At 67.0% G+C, this 17,754-nt stretch carries 15 protein-coding genes; 2 read left to right on the forward strand and 13 right to left on the reverse strand.

Annotated elements, in window-relative coordinates:
* The first annotated feature begins 283 nt into the window (after window positions 1-283).
* Entirely contained in the window at window positions 284-577 is a 294-nt protein-coding gene (locus LF63_RS00905; RefSeq protein WP_043099006.1) for an NHLP-related RiPP peptide, read from the forward strand.
* 126 nt (window positions 578-703) lie between these two features.
* Here the strand turns inward: LF63_RS00905 and LF63_RS15085 are convergent, their stop codons facing one another.
* The 4 genes from LF63_RS15085 to aceB form a co-directional block, all read right to left on the reverse strand.
* Window positions 704-3,376: a putative peptide modification system cyclase gene (locus LF63_RS15085; RefSeq protein WP_081945022.1), complete on the reverse strand. Its 2,673-nt coding sequence runs from the start codon at window positions 3,374-3,376 to the stop codon at window positions 704-706.
* A 4-nt stretch (window positions 3,377-3,380) separates the two neighbouring features.
* Window positions 3,381-4,415, reverse strand: a complete 1,035-nt coding sequence (locus LF63_RS00915; RefSeq protein WP_052394478.1) for a GGDEF domain-containing protein — start codon at window positions 4,413-4,415, stop codon at window positions 3,381-3,383.
* A 125-nt stretch (window positions 4,416-4,540) separates the two neighbouring features.
* Window positions 4,541-5,845 (reverse strand): isocitrate lyase, encoded by a 1,305-nt coding sequence (gene aceA, locus LF63_RS00920; RefSeq protein ID WP_043099008.1) that lies wholly within the window; start codon window positions 5,843-5,845, stop codon window positions 4,541-4,543.
* A gap of 30 nt (window positions 5,846-5,875) precedes the next feature.
* Window positions 5,876-7,474, reverse strand: coding sequence for a malate synthase A (aceB, locus tag LF63_RS00925; RefSeq protein WP_043099011.1), 1,599 nt, complete (start codon window positions 7,472-7,474; stop codon window positions 5,876-5,878).
* A 143-nt stretch (window positions 7,475-7,617) separates the two neighbouring features.
* Between aceB and LF63_RS00930 the strand changes: the two genes are divergently transcribed.
* Entirely contained in the window at window positions 7,618-8,616 is a 999-nt protein-coding gene (locus LF63_RS00930) for a LysR family transcriptional regulator (protein ID WP_043099013.1), read from the forward strand.
* Between the two features lie 15 nt (window positions 8,617-8,631).
* Here the strand turns inward: LF63_RS00930 and LF63_RS00935 are convergent, their stop codons facing one another.
* The 9 genes from LF63_RS00935 to LF63_RS00975 form a co-directional block, all read right to left on the reverse strand.
* Window positions 8,632-9,654 carry a polysaccharide deacetylase family protein gene (locus tag LF63_RS00935; RefSeq protein ID WP_043099015.1) on the reverse strand — a complete coding sequence of 341 codons (1,023 nt, stop codon included), beginning with the start codon at window positions 9,652-9,654 and terminating at the stop codon, window positions 8,632-8,634.
* A gap of 158 nt (window positions 9,655-9,812) precedes the next feature.
* Window positions 9,813-11,303, reverse strand: a complete 1,491-nt coding sequence (locus tag LF63_RS00940) for a PgaA family protein (protein WP_043099018.1) — start codon at window positions 11,301-11,303, stop codon at window positions 9,813-9,815.
* On the reverse strand, window positions 11,291-12,682 hold the full coding sequence (locus tag LF63_RS00945; protein WP_043099021.1) for a glycosyltransferase family 2 protein: 1,392 nt from the start codon (window positions 12,680-12,682) through the stop codon (window positions 11,291-11,293). Before LF63_RS00945 ends, LF63_RS00940 begins: the two co-directional genes overlap by 13 nt.
* On the reverse strand, window positions 12,648-13,667 hold the full coding sequence (locus LF63_RS00950) for an NAD-dependent epimerase/dehydratase family protein (protein WP_043099023.1): 1,020 nt from the start codon (window positions 13,665-13,667) through the stop codon (window positions 12,648-12,650). Before LF63_RS00950 ends, LF63_RS00945 begins: the two co-directional genes overlap by 35 nt.
* A 211-nt stretch (window positions 13,668-13,878) precedes the next feature.
* Window positions 13,879-14,469, reverse strand: a complete 591-nt coding sequence (locus tag LF63_RS00955; protein ID WP_043099025.1) for a lysophospholipid acyltransferase family protein — start codon at window positions 14,467-14,469, stop codon at window positions 13,879-13,881.
* Window positions 14,466-14,888: an alternative ribosome rescue aminoacyl-tRNA hydrolase ArfB gene (arfB, locus tag LF63_RS00960; RefSeq protein ID WP_043099027.1), complete on the reverse strand. Its 423-nt coding sequence runs from the start codon at window positions 14,886-14,888 to the stop codon at window positions 14,466-14,468. Before arfB ends, LF63_RS00955 begins: the two co-directional genes overlap by 4 nt.
* 45 nt (window positions 14,889-14,933) lie before the next feature.
* Window positions 14,934-16,580, reverse strand: coding sequence for a ubiquinone biosynthesis regulatory protein kinase UbiB (gene ubiB, locus LF63_RS00965; RefSeq protein ID WP_043099030.1), 1,647 nt, complete (start codon window positions 16,578-16,580; stop codon window positions 14,934-14,936).
* Window positions 16,577-17,230 carry a ubiquinone biosynthesis accessory factor UbiJ gene (locus tag LF63_RS00970; RefSeq protein ID WP_043102783.1) on the reverse strand — a complete coding sequence of 218 codons (654 nt, stop codon included), beginning with the start codon at window positions 17,228-17,230 and terminating at the stop codon, window positions 16,577-16,579. Before LF63_RS00970 ends, ubiB begins: the two co-directional genes overlap by 4 nt.
* 40 nt (window positions 17,231-17,270) lie before the next feature.
* Window positions 17,271-17,735, reverse strand: coding sequence for a tRNA (cytidine(34)-2'-O)-methyltransferase (locus LF63_RS00975; protein ID WP_043099032.1), 465 nt, complete (start codon window positions 17,733-17,735; stop codon window positions 17,271-17,273).
* Between the last annotated feature and the right edge of the window lie 19 nt (window positions 17,736-17,754).

Genomic DNA, 17,754 nt, shown 5'->3' on the forward strand with positions numbered 1-17,754 from the left:
ACATGCATCTGCTTGCTAAGTGCTTATATTCTATGCTTGGGGCGAAGGCCTCTATGCACTGCGACGGAAGCAGAAATACGCCCTCCACTTTCCTTTGCGTGTCTCTGTTCGCGCAGTTTTCGTTCACCGGTCTTAGATGACAGGTCGGGGCATCAAGGGAAGCGAGTACATGTCGGGATCATGCTCACGGAAAGGGCATTGGTCTTGTCGGTTTGTGCACGATCTGGCCTGGCTGCCCATGCCATTACGTAACGGCTGATTCCATTCCCTGAGGAGAGAAACCATGTTCGATTTCGCCACCAACCACGAGAGCTACGAGACCACCGCCACGATCGCCAGCGCGAAGAGCCTGGCGCACGCCTTCATCGAGCGCCTGGGCCGCGACGACGCGTTCCGCGCGTTCACGGTCGCCGACCCGGTGGCGGCGACGGCGCAGTACGGTTTCACGATCGATCCGAGCAAGCTGCCGGCGCAGGGCATCACGCTGCCGTCGAAGGACGTGCTGAACGCGCGCCTCGACGAAGTGGCGCAGCAGTTCGCCGCAGCCGCGAGCGTCGTCGTAGTGTTCACTATCTGAAAGTATGTGGTGCTGCGTTCCGGACAGGAGCGCTTGAGGCCGCGGTCTTCACGTGTCGTGCAGGCCGCAGCTTCTGTTTATGCGCATGGCTGTCCTGTCCGCGAAACCGGCAGGATCGCGAACGGCTCAGCTGGCGGGTGCTGAATTCAGTGACGCATCCTCGGGATTGAGGATGCGCCTTGCTTCACGGATCGACGGCAGGTTTGCGGGTGCCGCGCGCCAGTTGTCCAGAAAGATGCTGGCCTTGCGCGAAGCCGCTGCCGGCTTGGTCTTCATCAGGAACCGAGCCGCATCCAGCGATGCGAGGTTCCACTGGATGGCCCGTGAGCAGATACCCAGTTCGTTTTCGTACAGCTCGCCGAAGGCCAATGGTCGTGCATCCAGGGCACGCTCGTAGGCGGCTTCGGCATCCGGATCGCCGGCAGCTGCTTTGGCTCGGGCCAGAACCTCTAGCAGTTCCCATAGCGGATGGGAGTCCGCCGCTGCGGCGATGTGGACCGCTTCCTCGGGTTTACCTTCGCGCAGGGCGACTTCGGCTTTGGCCACGGCGACTAACTGTGCGCGTATCGGATAGCCCCGCAGTTGGTCATCGCTGCTTGCGACACGGATCGCGCGCTCGGCGAGAGGGACATCCCCGAGACGAGCGGCCCATCGGGCAAAACTGGCCAAAAGCGTCGGGTAGTCGTAGGACAGGTGGTCCTTCGAGTCGGCATTCATGGACAGCAGGATGTTCAGATTGTGGCGGACCTCATTCAACGCCTGCGGGTTCTCACCCTGACCCCACAGCACGCCGACGAGGTCCAGGCGCAAAGCCCAGCCCGAGGAGTCGATGGTGGTCTGCGTGATGGTTTGCAGGCCATGGCGCAGGTTGCTCTCCGCACTGGCCAGGTCGCCCTGGTCGGCGGTAACCAGCGCCTGGCGGACCGCGAGCGAAATGCTCGTGTTCGAATCGCTGGGTACCTTCTCCAGGAAGGCCATGGCCTTGCTGTACTGGCGCGTTGCGACGTAGGCGTCGGCCAGACCCAAGAAGGGGCCGCGGAAGCCATTGTCATAGGCTTCCTTGAAATGATCGATGGCGCTTTTCTCGTGTCCCAACGCGAGTTCGCAGGTCGCCATGATGTAGGTCGACGCCGGCCGCAAAGCCTGCGGCAGGCTGGCGGCGTGGCGCAGGTACGGCAGGCCGGATTCGCAGTCGTTCATGTTCGCTGCGTAGAACAGGCCCGCATTGTTCGATGCGCTCGGTGCGTCGGGATACAGGTCGGCCAGCACCTTCCAGGCCGCGGTCACGGCGGTCATCGGCTGGTCGTTGGTGATCTTCTGGGCGCGCAGCTTCGCGCGCTCGAAGGAACTCAGGCGGTTGGCATTCTTGAACGCCTTGTCGATCGCCTTCTGCGCCAGGCTCTTGCGGCCAAGCACGATGTAGTTCGCGGCCTGCATGGCATAGGCGGAAGCGAAGCCCGGATCCAGCTTCACGGCATGGTTCAGCATGTCGAGCGAGAGGTGGTAGTCGCCGCGCGAACGCGCCTGTCCCGCCAGCGAATAGGCGCGCAGGGCATCCAAGTTGGACGTCGTGACCTGTTCGAGCGGGACGCTCGAGGCCTTGATCTGCGGCAGCGATTCGCCCAGTTTCGTGCGCAGTTCGACCAGAAGATTGTCGATGGCCTTGACCACGGCGTCATAGCTCGGTGCAGTCGCGCTGACCGTGTTGATGACTTTCCGCGTGTTCGGGTCGATCAGCTGGGCTTCGATGAGAAGACCGTGGCCGGCGTTGGTGACGCGCGGCACGATCAGTGCGCGTGCATTGTTGCGTAGGGCGATCTCGGCGCCGATCTTGGGATCGATATGCGTCTTCTCGTCGAGCTTCATCAGCCCCAGGGTCTGACTCATCTTGGCCGGTGCGATCACGTTCACGTATCGCGACTGCTGCAGGCCGATGCGGATCGCGGTATCGATCGTGTTGTCGTAGTCCGACTGGCCGGTCTGATTTTGCACGTCCGCGATGACTACCCAGTCGCGTGCGGCGAAGTCGATCGTGGGTGGTTGGCGAAGCAGTAGCCACAGCAGGCTGCCGATGCCGATCAGTGCCAGCAGGCTGGCGACGGTCAGCGTCGAAGGGCGTCGCCACCATGGCAGGATGCGACGCGCTACGCCGCGATGAACGGGGGTGACGAAATCCGCGATGCCGGCTTCGCCCACCTCGTAGACTTCCAAGGGCTCTGCGATGCCGCGGATGCGGTACAGGCCGTGCGAGCGCCATTCGGCTTCGGGACAGTCCTCGGCGATTTCCTCGTGGCCGCGGCGGGCGATGCTGGCGGCGACGCCGGAGAGCAGGATCTGTTGCGGTCGCGCCAGCGACGACAGGCGCGCGGCGACCGGCTTGGCCAGGCCTTCGACTTCGATCGGCTTGGCGCCGCGGCTGATGTCCTCGGGGGTGTTTTCCCACATCACCACGTCGCCGACGTGGATGCCCACGCGTGCGCGGACGTCGACTTCCTCGGCCTCGGACATGAAGCGCAGTCCGCGCTGGTAGGCCAGTGCGAAGGCGACGGCCTGGGTCGGGCGCTCGAACAGCAGCAGGTAGCCGTCGGTCTTGTCGATTTCGCGGCCGCCGTGCTCGTCGATCAGCGCACGGGTCAGGCGGTCGTGCTTGCGCAGTAGCGCGGCGGCGCGGCGATCGCCGAGGCGTTCGACCAGGGCGGTGGAGTCGGCCAGGTCGCACACCACCATGGTGCGCAGCACGGGCTGTCCGGCGGCGGTGGCGTGTCGCCAGGAGATGCCGACGTCCATGGACTCAGACATGGCTTCAGGTTTCGGCGTCGGTCAGCCCGGATACGTGCCATCCGTCGCCGCCGATGGCCTTCACGCTGTAGAGCGCGCGGTCGATGTCGCTGTACCACACGGACCAACCGTCGATGTAGCGGCACAGTCCGCCGCCGATGCTGACGCTGGCCAGCAGTTGCGGTTGATCGACTTCGGCGAAACCGAGGTTTCGCACGCCTTCGAGAATCTGGTTGGCGCGCTCGCACAGTTCGCCGGACGTGTTGACCTGGCACAGCAAGGCGAACTCGTCGCCGCCCAGGCGGCAGGCGAGATCGCAGTTGCGTGCCGCGTCACTGACCACGCGGGCGACCGCGCACAGCACCTCGTCGCCGACCATGTGGCCGCACTGGTCGTTGATCTGCTTGAAGCGATCCAGGTCGATCAGCAGCAAACCCAGCTGCAGGTCGCCGCTGGGCGGCGACAGGTTGTCCAGATAGGCGTACAGGCCGCGGCGGTTGCACAGGCCGGTCATGTCGTCGGTGCGTACCTGATCCTCGGCGCGGGTCAGCTCGCCGCGCGTCTTGCGCAGCGACTCCATCGCGCGGATCAGGTCCTCGTTGCGGCGTTGCAGGCCGAGTACGAGTTGCTGCTCGCTGGCAACCAGATAGGAGAACGAGCGGCGCATGAACTGCACCATGCGGTCCGGCTGGCTCTGCAGCAGGATGTCGAAGCCGGGTTGGTCGACCGACCACAGTTCGCAGTCGGTGACCGCGACGGCATTGGCCATGCGCGCGTGGTGACCGATGAACAGCGCCAATTCGCCGAAGAACTCGCGCTCGCCCAGCGTCTTGTTTTGCATGTGTCCGGCGAAATCGAGCCGAATCTGCCCGCTGTCGATGATGAACATGCATTGGCCGATCTCGCCGCGGCGGAACAGCACCTGGCCGGCGGAGACGGTGCAGCGGGTGCCGACCGAGCAGAACGAACCCATCTCGGCCCCGGACAGGCGGCGGATGTAGGCGTCGTCGGACAGGTACCCGGAGACGCTTCTGCTGGTTTCGGCGTGGGGCGTGACCACAGGCCTGCTCCTGACAAAGACAATTTCTGAGACTCCATCGTAGCAACTTCGAGGGCTGTGAACACGCGTTTTCGGCAAGAGCGCCAGCGCGGAATTCCTCCGCGCCGGCAAGGACTTGAGTGGGATCAGGCCGCGTTGGCGTGATCGGCTTCCTCGAATTGGTCCTCTTCGGTGGAGCCGGACAGGGCCGAAAGCGAGCTCAGCCCCCCGGAAATGGCCTGATTGACGCTGTCGAAGTAGCCGGCGCCGACCTCGCGCTGGTGCTTGGCGGCGGTGTAACCGTCCTTCTCGGCGGCGAATTCGGCTTCCTGCAGTTCCACGTAGGCGGCCATCTGTCGCGCCTTGTAGCCGCGCGCCAGCTCGAACATCGAATAGTTCAGGGCGTGGAAGCCGGCCAGCGTGATGAACTGGAACTTGTAGCCCATCGCCGCGATGTCGCGCTGGAACGAGGCGATGGTGGCTTCGTCGAGGTTCTTCTTCCAGTTGAAGCTGGGCGAGCAGTTGTAGGCCAGCATCTTGCCGGGGAATTTGGCGTGGATGGCCTCGGCGAAGCGGCGCGCCTGTTCCAGGTCCGGCGTCGCGGTCTCGCACCAGATCAGGTCGGCGTAGGGCGCGTAGGCCAGGCCGCGGGCGATGGCCTGGTCGATGCCCTTGCGGGTTTCGTGGAAGCCTTCGACGGTGCGCGTGCCGGTGCAGAACGGCGCGTCGATGGGGTCGACGTCGGAAGTCAGCAGGCCGGCGCCCATCGCGTCGGTGCGCGCCACGATCAGGGTCGGCACGCCGGCGACGTCGGCGGCCAGGCGCGCGGCGACCAGTTTCTGCACGGCTTCCTGCGTCGGCACCAGCACCTTGCCGCCCATGTGGCCGCACTTCTTGGCGCTGGCCAGCTGGTCCTCGAAATGCACGCCGGCGGCGCCGGCCTCGATCATGTGCGACATCAGTTCGTAGGCATTGAGCACGCCGCCGAAGCCGGCCTCGGCGTCGGCCACGATCGGCACCATCCAGTCGATGTCGTCCTTGCCTTCGGCGTGGTGGATCTGGTCGGCACGCAGCAGTGTCTTGTTGATGCGGCGGACCACGCCGGGGACCGAGTCGACCGGGTACAGCGACTGGTCCGGATACATGGTGCCGGCGCTGTTGGCGTCGGCCGCGACTTGCCAGCCGGACAGGTAGATGGCCTGCAGGCCGGCCTTGACCTGCTGCATGGCCTGGTTGCCGGTCAGCGCGCCGAGCGCGTTGACGTAGTCCAGCGAGTGCAGCGAACCCCACAGGCGTTCGGCGCCGTGGCGGGCCAACGAGTGCTCGACGTGGACGTTGCCGCGCAGACGCACCACTTCGGCGGCGTCGTAGGGGCGGGTCACGCCCTTCCAGCGCGGGTTCTCGTTCCAGTCGCGGGTCAGTTGTTCGGCGGTGAGGCGTTGCGTAGTCATGAGCGTTCTCCGGGGGGCGTCGGGATGCGGTTACAGGCGCGTGTAGGCGGGCAGGGTCAGGAAATCGGCCAGGGTGTCGGCGCGGGTCAGTTCGGTGAGCAGGCGGGCGGCTTCATCGATGCGTGCGGCGCCCGGCACGTCGCTGTCGCGCAGGCGGTGCGCATGGCTGGCCAGGGCACGGTCGAACAGCGCCATCGTGATCGGCGCGTGGTCGGTGAACTCCAGGCCGCCGTGATGCAGCCACTGCCACAGCTGGGCGCGGGCGATCTCGGCCGTGGCGGCGTCCTCCATCAGGTGGTGGATCGGCACGCAGCCCAGGCCGTCCAGCCAGGCGGCGGTGTAGCGCAGCGCCACTTCGACGTTGTTGTCGAAGCCTTCGCGGGTGATGCTGCCGCCGCACGGCGCCAGCAGCTGCTCGCGACCGATGTCGAGGTCGTCCAGCGGGCGGTCGAGCTGGTTGGGGCCGGTCATGTGCGCGTCGAAGATGTCCATCGCCACCGGCACCAGCGCGGGGTGCGCGACCCAGGTGCCGTCGTGGCCGTCGCGGACCTCGCGCAGCTTGTCGGCGCGGACCTTCTCCAACGCGGCTTCGTTGGCGGTCGGGTCGTTCTTGATCGGAATCTGCGCCGCCATGCCGCCCATCGCGAACGCGCCGCGGCGGTGGCAGGTGCGGATCAGCAACTGCGAGTAGGCGCGCAGGAACGGCACGGTCATGCCGACCTGTCCGCGTTCGGGCAGCACCCGCGAGCGATCGGCGCGGCAGGTCTTGATGTAGGAGAAGATGTAGTCCCAGCGGCCGCAGTTCAGGCCGACCGCGCGGTTGCGCAGGGCATGCAGGATCTCGTCCATCTGGAACGCCGCCGGCAGGGTCTCGATCAGCACCGTGGCCTTCATGCAGCCGGGCGGCAGTCCGAGTTCCTGCTCGGTAAAGGCCATCACCTCGTCCCACAGCGCGGCTTCTTCCATCGCTTCCAGTTTGGGCAGGTAGAAGTACGGGCCACGGTCGCGTTCATGCAGGGCGCGGGCGTTGTGCCAGGCGAACAGGCCGAAATCGACCAGCGCCGCGGACAGCGGCAGGCCGTCCAGGGTCAGATGCGATTCCGGCAGGTGCCAGCCGCGCGGACGCACGATCAGTACGGCCGGGTCGTCAACCAGGCGGTACTCGCGGCCATCGGGTTGGCTGAAAGCGATGCTGCCGTCGACGGCGTCGCGCAGGTTGATCTGGCCGTCGACCACGTTGGCGAACGTGGGCGCGTTGGAATCCTCGAAGTCGGCCATGAACACGCGCGCACCGGAGTTGAGCGCATTGATGACCATCTTGCGCGAGACCGGGCCAGTGATCTCCACGCGGCGATCGCGCAGGGCCTTGGGAATCGGCGCCACGGTCCAGTCGCCGTCGCGGATGGCGCGGGTGTCGTCGCGGAAGTCGGGCAGCTCGCCGGCGTCGTAGCGGCGCTGGCGCTCGCGGCGGCAGGCCAGCAGCTCCAGACAGCGGGCGTCGAAGCGATGGTGCAGGCGCGCCAGGAAATCGAGCGCATCGTCCGTCAGGATCGCGGCGCGCTCCGGCGTCATCGGGCCGTTGATTTCGATGGTGCCGCGCTCGGGCACGTATTCCTGCAACACAGACATGGGCCACCTCCAGCGATGCGATTCGGAGGTTCAGGCTGCGCTTGCGATATCTATTTGACAAAGTAAATGTTTCAATTCATAATATTGATAAATTCAATGTTATTTTTAGTTCTTTGATTCTTCGAGGATAAAACAGGCAGTGCATGGCCCAAAAAACGCCAAGAAAAGCCGCGAAGCGTGAATCCGGACCGCCGGAACAGCGCTTCTACTACAAGGGCAACCGCCACAAGCAGCTGCGCGCCTTCGTCTACACGGTGAAGCTGGGCACGCTGACCCGCGCGGCCGAGGCATTGTTCCTGTCGCAGCCGTCGGTCAGCCTGCAGATCAAGGCGCTGGAGCGCGAACTCGACGTCACTCTGCTGGAACGCACGCGCCGACGCATCACCGTGACCGACGCCGGCGAGGCGCTGTACGAACTGGCGCGGCCGCTGGTGGAGGGCTGGGAGACGCTGGATCGCGACTTCCGCACGCGCCTGCAGGGTCTCAAGAGCGGCTCGCTGACCATCGCCGCCGGCGCCTCCACCATCCAGTACCTGCTGCCGACCCTGGTGCAGGCCTACCGCGAGCAGATGCCGGCCGTGCATCTGGAGCTGGCCAACGTCACCGGCAAGGACGGCCTGGCGCTGCTGCGCAACGACGGCGCCGATTTCGCCGTCGGTTCGATGCTCGACGTGCCGCACGATCTGGCCTACGCGCCGGTGTACCACTTCGACCCGATGCTGATCATGCCGCCCGATCATCCGCTGGCGGACAAGGACGACATCGCCATCGAGGACCTTTCGCCCTACGGCCTGATCCTGCCGCCGCAGCGATTGACGACCTACCGGCTGGTCGATCTGGTGTTCCAGCAGCGTCAGGTGCCCTACACCGTGGCCATCGAGGTCGGCGGCTGGGAAGTCATCAAGCACTATGTGGCGATGGGGCTGGGCATCTCCATCGTCACCGGCATCTGCCTGACCGAGGAAGATCACGCGCATCTGGCGGTGCGCAACATGCGCCGCTATTTCCCGCAGCGCAGCTACGGTGTGGTGATGCGCAAGGGCAAGTACCTCAGTCCCGAGGCGCGCGTGTTTCTGGACCTGATCCGCCCCGGCCTGCTGACGCATCGCGAGTACGACGAATCCGGACACTCCGCGCGCTGACGGGCGCAGCCGGCGCTACTCGGAATTCGCGGGCACGCCAGCCAGGTCGATCACCCACTTCGGCGACGTCGGCTCGCCGCTGTAGAACTTCCATGACCGGCCTTCGGCCATCGCCCAGCGGTGGATCCAGCTGGTGCCCAGCGCGCTGGTGAAGGTGTCCGGGCGCTGATAGGCGGGATCCTGCATGGCCTGCTCCAGACTCACGAAGCGGTACCCGCGCTGGCGCAGCGCGGCGACGAAATCGGGGTAGGTGTCGGCGTTGAGCGCGTTGGCGTGCAGCAGCATCACCTGCGGCAACGGGTAGCCGAGCAGCTTGATCGAGCGATGCTGGAAGTAGTTGACCATGCGCAGCAGGTACGGCACGTATTGCGCGCGCAGCTTCGTTTGCGTGGCGGTGTCGCCGCGATCCAGCGCCTTGGCGTACGCGGCGGCCCAGATCCAGTCGGAATCGGTGATCGTGACCGGCGCGATACGGTAGCCGTGATCGTTCAGAAACGTCTTCATCGCCGCCTTGGCTTCGAGCGTGCGTCCGGTGCGCAGGTACGGATGGCGGAACCAGTGCGGCTTGAGGCCGCGTTTGGCCAGCAAGGGCCGCAGCACCGCGTCGCAGGCGAGGATGTCCTTCTCGTCGGCCGGCACGCCGACCGCGTTCAGGTCGACGTGCGTGGCGGTGTGGTTGCCCAGTTCCAGTCCGGCGTCGAGCCAGGCATGGAGCATCGCCACGCGGTCGGGTTGCTGCTGTCCATGCACGAGCAGGCGCGCGGAATTGACGAAGCCGATCGCGGGCGTCTTGGCCTGCTTGATCGCCTGCAGCAGACGCGCGGATTCGGCGGCGATGCGCGGCGGCACGCTGCCGTGCGCCGGCAGCGGCGTGTTCGGATCGAGGCTGGCCCAGGGCAGGTCGTCGAAGGTGATGGCGATGCGCAACGCGGGTGGCGTGGCGGCAGGTTTTGCGACGGTGGCGTTCTGCGCCATCGCGGCCACGGTCGGCAGCAGGCAAACGAGTGCGACACAGACGAGGTGCGGCCATCCTTTCATGTGTTTCCCCCTTCCCTTCATGGCATCACGATGCGCGCGGGTCGTGCTGCCGCGTCGCAGCGCGGTTCCGTTGCACCGACGAACGTCCTTGCGGACGGTGCAGATGTTTCACCCGTGCCGCGCCGAACCGCGGTGCGGCCGCGGATCGGGCGCGGCGCTCACCGCACCGACGGGCAGCGGTCGGCGCGGAATTCGCAGAAGCGATAGCGCAGCTCCAGGCCGACGTTGCTGCCGATGTAGCGGCCGAACTGGTTCAGGCGCTGGCTGTAGCCGGCGCGACCGACCAGTTGCCAATGCGTGAAGATGCCGACGGTCAGCGCGCCGCTGATGTCGAACGCCCGCTTCCACTGACTGAACGTCTCGTCTCTCTGCTGACCGAGCGCGGTCGACAGCGACAGTCCGACTTCGTCGCTGATCGAGATGTAGCTGGATGCCGTGAACGCGTAGCGACGGTAGCGATCGGGGCTGTAGTAGCCGTTGTCGGTGTTGAGGCTGTTGTGCTGTGTCTCGCCCTGCACGCCGAGATCGAGCGTTGCCCGCTCGCCGCGGTACACGGCGCGGGCGTAGCTGACGAGCGCGGAAGCGCGACGGTTGTCGTCGTCGAAGTCGTCGTGTGCGATGTGCGCGTCGATGCGGTCGCGCAGCGTCGGTGTCCAGCTCAGGTCGACGGCCAGGCCGTTGCGCATCACCGTCAGCGCGCGCGGCGAGGCGTCGACGCGGTCGCGGTCGGCGGTGATCGTGTAACGGAAGGCGTCGCTGGCGTACTGCGAGAACAGCAGGTGGCCGATGGTTTCGTTTTCACCGCCCCGGCCGTTGTCGATGCGCGAATTGCCCAGCCACAGCTCCAGTGCGATGTCGGGCGACGGCGCGAAGCGCAGACCGGAGCCGATGCGGTCCTCGTCGACGTGGTTGTCGCCCAGCAACGGCGCGAACGGGCCACCGAACGGCGCCGAGTGTCGTCGCCGCGTGACGTCGGCCAGCAGTCGCCAGCGATCGGCCAACCAGAGGCTGCTGTCGAGGTCGAGCGTGCGGATTTCGATGTGGTCGGAATCGCTGTACAGCGAAGGCGTCAGGCCGACCCAGGAGAACAGCGGCAGGCGCACCGCCTTGGCGAGGTCGTTGGTGTCCTTGTCGTCGGGCTTGTCGGCCTGCACGGTGGCCAGCGCCGGCAGAGCTTGCTGCGGCCATTCGCCCTGACGCAGGATCAGCGCCTGGGTCCAGGCGTTGTCGTCGTCGCTCGGGTCGGCCGCGTATAGCGGTGCATTGATGGCCAGGGCGGCGTGGCGACGCTCGGCCCAGGCCAGCACGCGCGCGCGCAGCGCAAGGGCTTCCTGGTCGTTGGCGCCGAACTTGGCCAGGGCATCGTCGGCCTTCGCGTAGGCGCCCATCCAGGCGAGGAAGCGCGCGCGGTCGAGCTGTGCGGCGTGATCGTTCGGATGCGCGGCGAGGTAGACGTCGATCAGACGCAGAGCCTTGGCGGTGTGGCCGTCCCATGCCGCGCTCAGCGCCGGCTGGTAGGGAACCGCGCTCTGCGCGCGAACGGCTGTCAGGGGCAACGTGCAGGCCAGCGCGAAGGCGGTGAGCAGGGTGGCTCGACCCAGCGCCGCAGCGCGGGCAGAGGCCCGACGGCGATGTGTCATTTGCGCCATTTCCGATTCCTTGTGATCCAGAGATGAGTGGCGAACACGCCGATGGTGCGCAGCTCGGCCACCATCAATGCGTAGCGCAGCGGGGTGATCAGCAGGCCCTTGCCGATCGATTTCAGCCGCGCGCCGGGCGAGACCACGCCCAGGATCAGCAGCGACAGCAGGATCTCCACCACCACGGTGACCCACAGCGGTTCCCACCACTGCATCAGCAGCATGATGATGAGCGTGGTCGGAAAGCCGATCTTCTCCACCGCGCCCATGAAGATCACCCAGCCGATAGGGCGGCCGTACGTCTTGGTGACGTTCTCGCCGAACGCCTGGCGGTAGGGTTCCTGGATCTTGCGCATCTCGCGGATGCGCTTCTGCTCGCTGGCCTTGCGTTCGTGCATGCGCTTGAGGAAGCGGCGGTAGGCCTTGAACGGGCTGCGCATCAGACCGTCGAAATAGAAGCAGCTCTGCAGGAACGAGGACGACCACAGGAACACCTGCCGTGGCAGCCGCGTGGCTTCGGGTTCCTCCGAACGCGCACGGATGTCGTTGAGCTGGATGTTGCGGTAGCCCTCGTTGTTGAGCGCGAAGCCGATGAAGATGTCCTCGGACGTGGTCAGGTCGTCGCCGAGCAGCGGTTCGTAGTGGTCGAACAGGTTCTGGATGTACTTGCGGCGATACGCAACCGCGCAGCCGACCGGGTTGGTGATGCCGCCGAAGAACACCATCTGCCCGTGGTACACGAAGCCCTGCAGGAAGCGGTACAGGCAGTCGCGGTACATGTTGGTCAGGCCCCACCACATCAGGTGCAGCCGGCCGCGTTTCTCCATCGGGTCGTGCCAGCCGTCGTCGGCGAGCAGCGGCGCGAATTCCGGGGTCTCGGCGAGCTTGCGGCGGTCGCTCAGACGCATCGGCAGAATCGTCCCGCAGGCGCTGGCGATGCCCACGCCCTGGTACAGCTCCTGCACGCAGCGCTCGATGTAGTCGGTCGATTCGAGGAAGGTGTCGCCGTCGAGGATGAACTCGACGTCGGCGTCGAACTCGCGCGCCTGGCGCTTGATGGTCGGCGTCTTGCCGATCGAGCTCTGGCGGCGGATGACGGTGACGTCGAGGCCGAGTTTCTTCGCCGTCCGTTCGGCCACGCTGGCGGTGTCGTCGCCGCTGCCGTCGTCGACCACGATGATGTGGCGCGGCTTCAGCGTCTGCCGGGCGATGGACGTCAGGCAGTGCGGCAGGTTCTCGGTCTCGCGATAGGCGGGAATGACCACGTCGACCACGGCCGTGCGCCAGTCCTCGGCCGGTGTGGGTACGGTCTTGTCCGGACCGCGCAGCAGGCCGATGGCGCTGAGCAGCGCGTTAGGACTGATGACAAACCACGGAGCGGTGGCCATGACCGTCCTCCTTCGACAGTTTCGCCCGGCTGGTGCGGATCAGTTCGTCGAGCGTGTCCTCGAGCGTGTGCTCGTGCTTGAACCCGGTCAGCGCGCGCAAGCGGTCGAGTACGGGGCGGCGGCGGCGGATGTCCTCGAAGTCCTCGCCGTAGGCGGTGACGTAGGGCACGTGCTTGATCGGCGATGTGCTGTGGGCGCGCGCGCGCACCATCTCGGCCAGGTCGTTGACGGAGATTTCGCGGTCGTTACCGACGTTGACCACCAGACCCTCGGCGGTCGCCTTGGCGGCGAGCATGTCCAGCGCGCGCGCGGTGTCGCGCACGTCGCAGAACGAACGCGTCTGCACGCCGTCGCCGTACACGGTGATCTCCTCGCCTTTCACCGCCTGCTCGACGAAGCGCGGCACGACCATGCCGTAGCGGCCGGTCTGGCGCGGTCCGGTGGTGTTGAACAGGCGCGCGATGACGGTCGGGATGTCGAACTTCTGCGCATAGGAAAGCCCCAGCGCCTCGTCGGCGATCTTGCTGACCGAGTAGTTCCAGCGGGTGCCGGCGCGCGTGGATACGGACAGGTCCATCTGCTCGTGCAGCTCGCTTTCGAGGCGATGGCCGTACACCTCGGAGCTGGACGCGATGACCACGTGCGGCTTCCAGCCGCTGGCGGTGACCGCACGCAGCAGGCGTTCGCAGGCGGCGATGTTGGTCGCAAGCACGCGCGTCGGCTCGGCGATCACGCGGTACACGCCGACCACGGCGGCCAGGTGATAGATGCGGTCGGCCCAGGCGGCTGCGCGCTCGAGTCCGTCCCAGACCAGCATGTCGGCGTGGTCGAAGCGGAAATTGGGAAAACCTTCGAGGAGATGGATGTTGGCGCGATTGCCGGTCGAAAGGTCGTCGACCACGTGCACCTTGTCGCCTCGCGCCAGATGCAACTGCGCGACATGCGAGCCGATGAAGCCCGCGCCCCCTGTAATCAGCACATGCATAACTGGCCCCTGTAGCCAACGCCGGCGATTCGTAGCCGCAATGGTGCGGGAGATAGTGCGCGGCGGGGGTCAATTTTTACCATATTTGTGAACTCCGTCACAGCAAAACGATTGACGTTCCTGTCTCACCTAAGTAATAGGCCGTTTTGCTTAGCATAGCCTGCCCACGCGGGGTCCGCGTGCACGTATTCCGCACTTTCAGGGGATGGATTCAGGCGCCGCGATGCTTGCCGCGAGCGTGCTGGAACAGCGCGCGGATGCGGGTCAGGTCGGCGTCGATGTCGCCGCTGGTGTGCTGCAGCGGACCCAGGGTGAAGGTCTTGCTGGGAAAGTCGATCAGTACCGGCAGGATCGGCACCTGCGCGGCCTGCGCGATGCGCAGGAAGCCGGATTTCCAGCGTTCCACGCGCTTGCGCGTGCCTTCGGGCGTGATGCCCAGCCACATGCGCTCACGCTCGGCGAAGCGCTGTTGCATCTGCTCGACAACGCCGATGGCGGCCTGGCGGTCGATCGGAATCAGGCCGAAGCCGCGCAGGATCGGTCCCAGCGGACCGGCCAAGACCTCGCGCTTGATCATGATGTTGATGTCCAGGCCGAGCGCGGACTTCATCAGCAGTCCCCAGACGCCGTCCCAGTACGAGGAGTGCGGCGCGCCGATGATGATCAGCTTGGGCACGTTGGGCAGCGTGCCGGCCAGGCGCCAGCCGGCCATGCGCAGCAGCAGGCGGCTCAGGCGCGCGCCGAAACCGTGGCGGGTGCGCGGCGCCTGCGGCGGCATCTCGGGCAGCAACGGTTCGCTCATTCGCCGCTCCAGTCGCGCGAACGCGTGCGCTTGATCTTGCCGCGCTGCTGCTTGGCCTGCAGGCGGCGCTCCTTGGCGGCGCGCGTCGGGCGGGTGGCGATGCGCTTTTTCGGCGCCTGGGTCGCGCCGCGCAGCAGATCGAGCAGGCGCTCGCGCGCGTCCTCGCGGTTGCGCGCCTGGTCGCGGAAGCGGCGCGCCTGGATCACCACCACGCCTTCGGCGCTGATGCGGCGGTCGCGACGGTCCAGCAACCGTGCGCGCACCGCGTCGGGCAAGGCGGGCGAATGCGCCGCGTCGAAGCGCAATTCGACCGCGCTCTCGGTGCGGTTCACGTGCTGTCCGCCGGGACCGGCCGCGCGCACGAAGCGCTCGGTCAGTTCCGATTCGGGAATGGCGATGGAGCGGTTCACGCGCAGCATGCGGTCAGTGTAGCGGGGAAGCCGTTGCAGTTCGTCGACAGGCGCTCAGTGGCCGCGCGGCCAACTGGCGACGAAGGCCAGCAGACCGAGGCCGGCGGCTACGCCGGGAATCCACGGTCCGTGCTGTGGCGCCAGCGACCAGACCAGGGCCGCGCCGAGCACCAGCGTGGCGCCGACCAGTCCGCCCGCCAGAAGGCGGCGCGAGCGACGCGCTTCGGCATGCAGGCGCTGCAGATCCTCGGAGGCGAAATGCACGCGGGTCTGTCCGGCCACGCTCTGTTCCAGCAGTTCGCGCGCCAGGTCCGGCATGCGCGGCGCGGCGTGCAGCCATTCCGGTAGGCGGCGGCGCAGCGTGTGCAACGCGCGGCGCGGGCTGTAGCGCTCGCGCAGGATGCGCTTGAGCACCGGATGCGCGACCGACCAGATGTCGATCTCCGGATCGAGCATGCGTCCCACGCCCTCGATATTCAGCAGCGTCTTCTGCAGCAGGATCAGCTGCGGCTGCAGGGTCAGCTCGAAGCGGCGAGCGGTATTGAACAGCTTGGCCACCACCTCGGCCAGCGAGATCTGCGACAGCGGGCGCGTGAAGTACGGCTCGCACACCGTGCGCACCGCGCCTTCGAGTTCGTCCACGCGCACGTGGCGCGGCATCCAGCCGGCCGCCAGATGCAACTCGGCGATGCGGCGGTAGTCGCGCTCGAACAGGGCGATGAAGTTCTCCGCCAGCCAGTACTGGTCGGCCTCGGGCAGCGAACCCATGATGCCGAAGTCCAGCGCGATGAAGCGCGGCTCGCGGCTGGACACGTCGACCCAGATGTTGCCGGGATGCGCGTCGGCGTGGAAAAAGTTGTCGCGGAACACCTGCTCGTAGAACAGCCGCACGCCCATCGCCGCCAGCGCGCGCCGGTCGAGGCCGGCGGCCTCGATGGCCTCGACGTCGTCGGCCGGCACGCCGTGCACGCGCTCCAGGGTCAGCACGCGGGCACTGGAATAATCCCAGTACACCGCCGGCACCTTCAGTTCCGACGAGTTCGCGAAGTTGCGGCCGAGCAGGCTGGCGTTGGCGCCCTCGCGCTGCAGGTCGAGTTCGTTCTCCAGCGTCTTCTCGATCTCGGCGACCACGTCCATTGGCCGGATTTTGTCGGCGTTCGGATGCCAGCGCTGCGCCAGTTCGCCCAGCGCGTGCAGCAGGTCGACGTCGCGGCGAATGCGCTTGTCGATGCCCGGACGCAGCACCTTGACCACCACGCTGGCGCCATCGTGCAGCTGCGCCGCATGCACCTGGGCGATCGACGCGGAGGCCAGCGGTTCCTCGTCGAAATGGGCGAAGACGGCGTCGATCGGCTGGCCCAGCGAGGCCTCGACGAGCACGCGCGCCTCGGCGCCGGGGAACGGCGGCACCTGGTCCTGCAGCGAGGCCAGTTCGTCGGCGATGTCCTCGGGAATCAGGTCGCGGCGCGTGGACAGCACCTGGCCGGCCTTGACGAAGATCGGCCCCAGCTCGTTCATCGCCAGACGCAGGCGTGCGCCGCGCGGCAGGTCGCGCACGTCGGCGCGGGCGCGCGGCAGCACCCTGCGGATCAGCTTCAGCGGGCGGAACAGATGCGCGGCGTCGACCAGTTCGTCGAGGCGGTAGCGCAGCAGCACGCTGGCCACGCGCAGCAGCCGCGGGGCGAGGCGAAGCGACGTCATGCGTCTGGCTCCAGTGTGCGGGACAGGCGCTTCAGGCGTGCATCGAGACGGTCGGCGCGTTCGCGCAGGGCGTCGACGTCGTCCAGAAAATCGTCCATTTCGGCGGGCGCGACGGCCAGGCGCGATTCCTCGCGCAGCCAGTCGGCGACATCCTCGGTGGCGTGCCGGGCGCCGCGACGCAGATGGGTGACGCCGCGCTGCAGGGTGCGCGCGAGCGGCACGCCGAGCACGTCGCCGAAGCGCTGCGCGAAGGCTTCCTCGACGTCCGGCGCGTAACCGCGCGCGAGTCTTTCCAACTGGCGCGCGAGGCCGGCGTCGCCGGCGATCTCGACCTTGCCCGGCGCGATGCCGTCCTCGCCGCGCTGCAAGGCCATCGCCAGCAGACTGCCGGGGCTGGCGGTCACGCGCAGCGCGGGCGAGGCGTCCGGCGCTGCGGGCGCGGGACCGACGCGCAGGTGGCCGTCCTTGACATGCACGGACAGCGTCAGCTCGGGGCCGCGCATGTGCACGACCACGCGGCGACCTTCGAGCGCACGCACGCGTTCGCGGGTCTCGGGGTCGAGATCGACGGCGCGGTTCAGCGCGCTTTCCAGGGCGCGACCGGCGAGCTTGCGCATCGGGCGCGGCAGCAACGGAGAGGCTTCGGTCATGCGTCGATTGTACCCGTTGCCGCGCGCGATCCGCGCGGCGTCACGCCGCACCGGGGAAGCCCAGTTGCCGCCAGGCTTCAAACACCGTCACCGCGACGGCGTTGGACAGGTTCAGGCTGCGGCTGTCGGCCTGCATCGGCAGCCGCAGCCGCTGTGCTTCGGGCAGGCGATCGAGCACGGCATCGGGCAGACCCGCGGTCTCGCAGCCGAACAGCAGCGCGTCGCCGTCGGCGAAGGCGGTGGTGTAGGGCGAGCGCGTGGCGCGGGTGGTCAGGGCGAAGACGCGAGGGTCGTGCAAGGCGTCCAGGCAGGTGTCGAGGTCGTCATGCACGCGCACGGCGGCGTACTCGTGGTAGTCGAGTCCGGCGCGTCGCAGACGTTTGTCGTCCAGTTCGAAGCCGAGTGGGCGGATCAGGTGCAGCGACGCGCCGGTATTGGCGCACAGACGGATGACGTTGCCGGTGTTCGGCGGGATTTCCGGGCGGTGGAGGATGACGTGCAGCATCCGCCCATTATCGCCGCCG

The sequence above is a fragment of the Oleiagrimonas soli genome (assembly GCF_000761445.1).
GTDB lineage: Bacteria > Pseudomonadota > Gammaproteobacteria > Xanthomonadales > Rhodanobacteraceae > Oleiagrimonas > Oleiagrimonas soli.

Coding starts and splice junctions, on each gene's coding strand:
- LF63_RS00905 (WP_043099006.1), top strand. CDS start 284: ATGTTCGATTTCGCCACCAACCACGAGAGCTACGAGACCACCGCCACG.
- LF63_RS15085 (WP_081945022.1), bottom strand. CDS start 3,376: ATGTCTGAGTCCATGGACGTCGGCATCTCCTGGCGACACGCCACCGCC.
- aceA (WP_043099008.1), bottom strand. CDS start 5,845: ATGACTACGCAACGCCTCACCGCCGAACAACTGACCCGCGACTGGAAC.
- aceB (WP_043099011.1), bottom strand. CDS start 7,474: ATGTCTGTGTTGCAGGAATACGTGCCCGAGCGCGGCACCATCGAAATC.
- LF63_RS00930 (WP_043099013.1), top strand. CDS start 7,618: ATGGCCCAAAAAACGCCAAGAAAAGCCGCGAAGCGTGAATCCGGACCG.
- LF63_RS00935 (WP_043099015.1), bottom strand. CDS start 9,654: ATGAAAGGATGGCCGCACCTCGTCTGTGTCGCACTCGTTTGCCTGCTG.
- LF63_RS00940 (WP_043099018.1), bottom strand. CDS start 11,303: ATGGCGCAAATGACACATCGCCGTCGGGCCTCTGCCCGCGCTGCGGCG.
- LF63_RS00945 (WP_043099021.1), bottom strand. CDS start 12,682: ATGGCCACCGCTCCGTGGTTTGTCATCAGTCCTAACGCGCTGCTCAGC.
- LF63_RS00950 (WP_043099023.1), bottom strand. CDS start 13,667: ATGCATGTGCTGATTACAGGGGGCGCGGGCTTCATCGGCTCGCATGTC.
- LF63_RS00955 (WP_043099025.1), bottom strand. CDS start 14,469: ATGAGCGAACCGTTGCTGCCCGAGATGCCGCCGCAGGCGCCGCGCACC.
- arfB (WP_043099027.1), bottom strand. CDS start 14,888: ATGCTGCGCGTGAACCGCTCCATCGCCATTCCCGAATCGGAACTGACC.
- ubiB (WP_043099030.1), bottom strand. CDS start 16,580: ATGACGTCGCTTCGCCTCGCCCCGCGGCTGCTGCGCGTGGCCAGCGTG.
- LF63_RS00970 (WP_043102783.1), bottom strand. CDS start 17,230: ATGACCGAAGCCTCTCCGTTGCTGCCGCGCCCGATGCGCAAGCTCGCC.
- LF63_RS00975 (WP_043099032.1), bottom strand. CDS start 17,735: ATGCTGCACGTCATCCTCCACCGCCCGGAAATCCCGCCGAACACCGGC.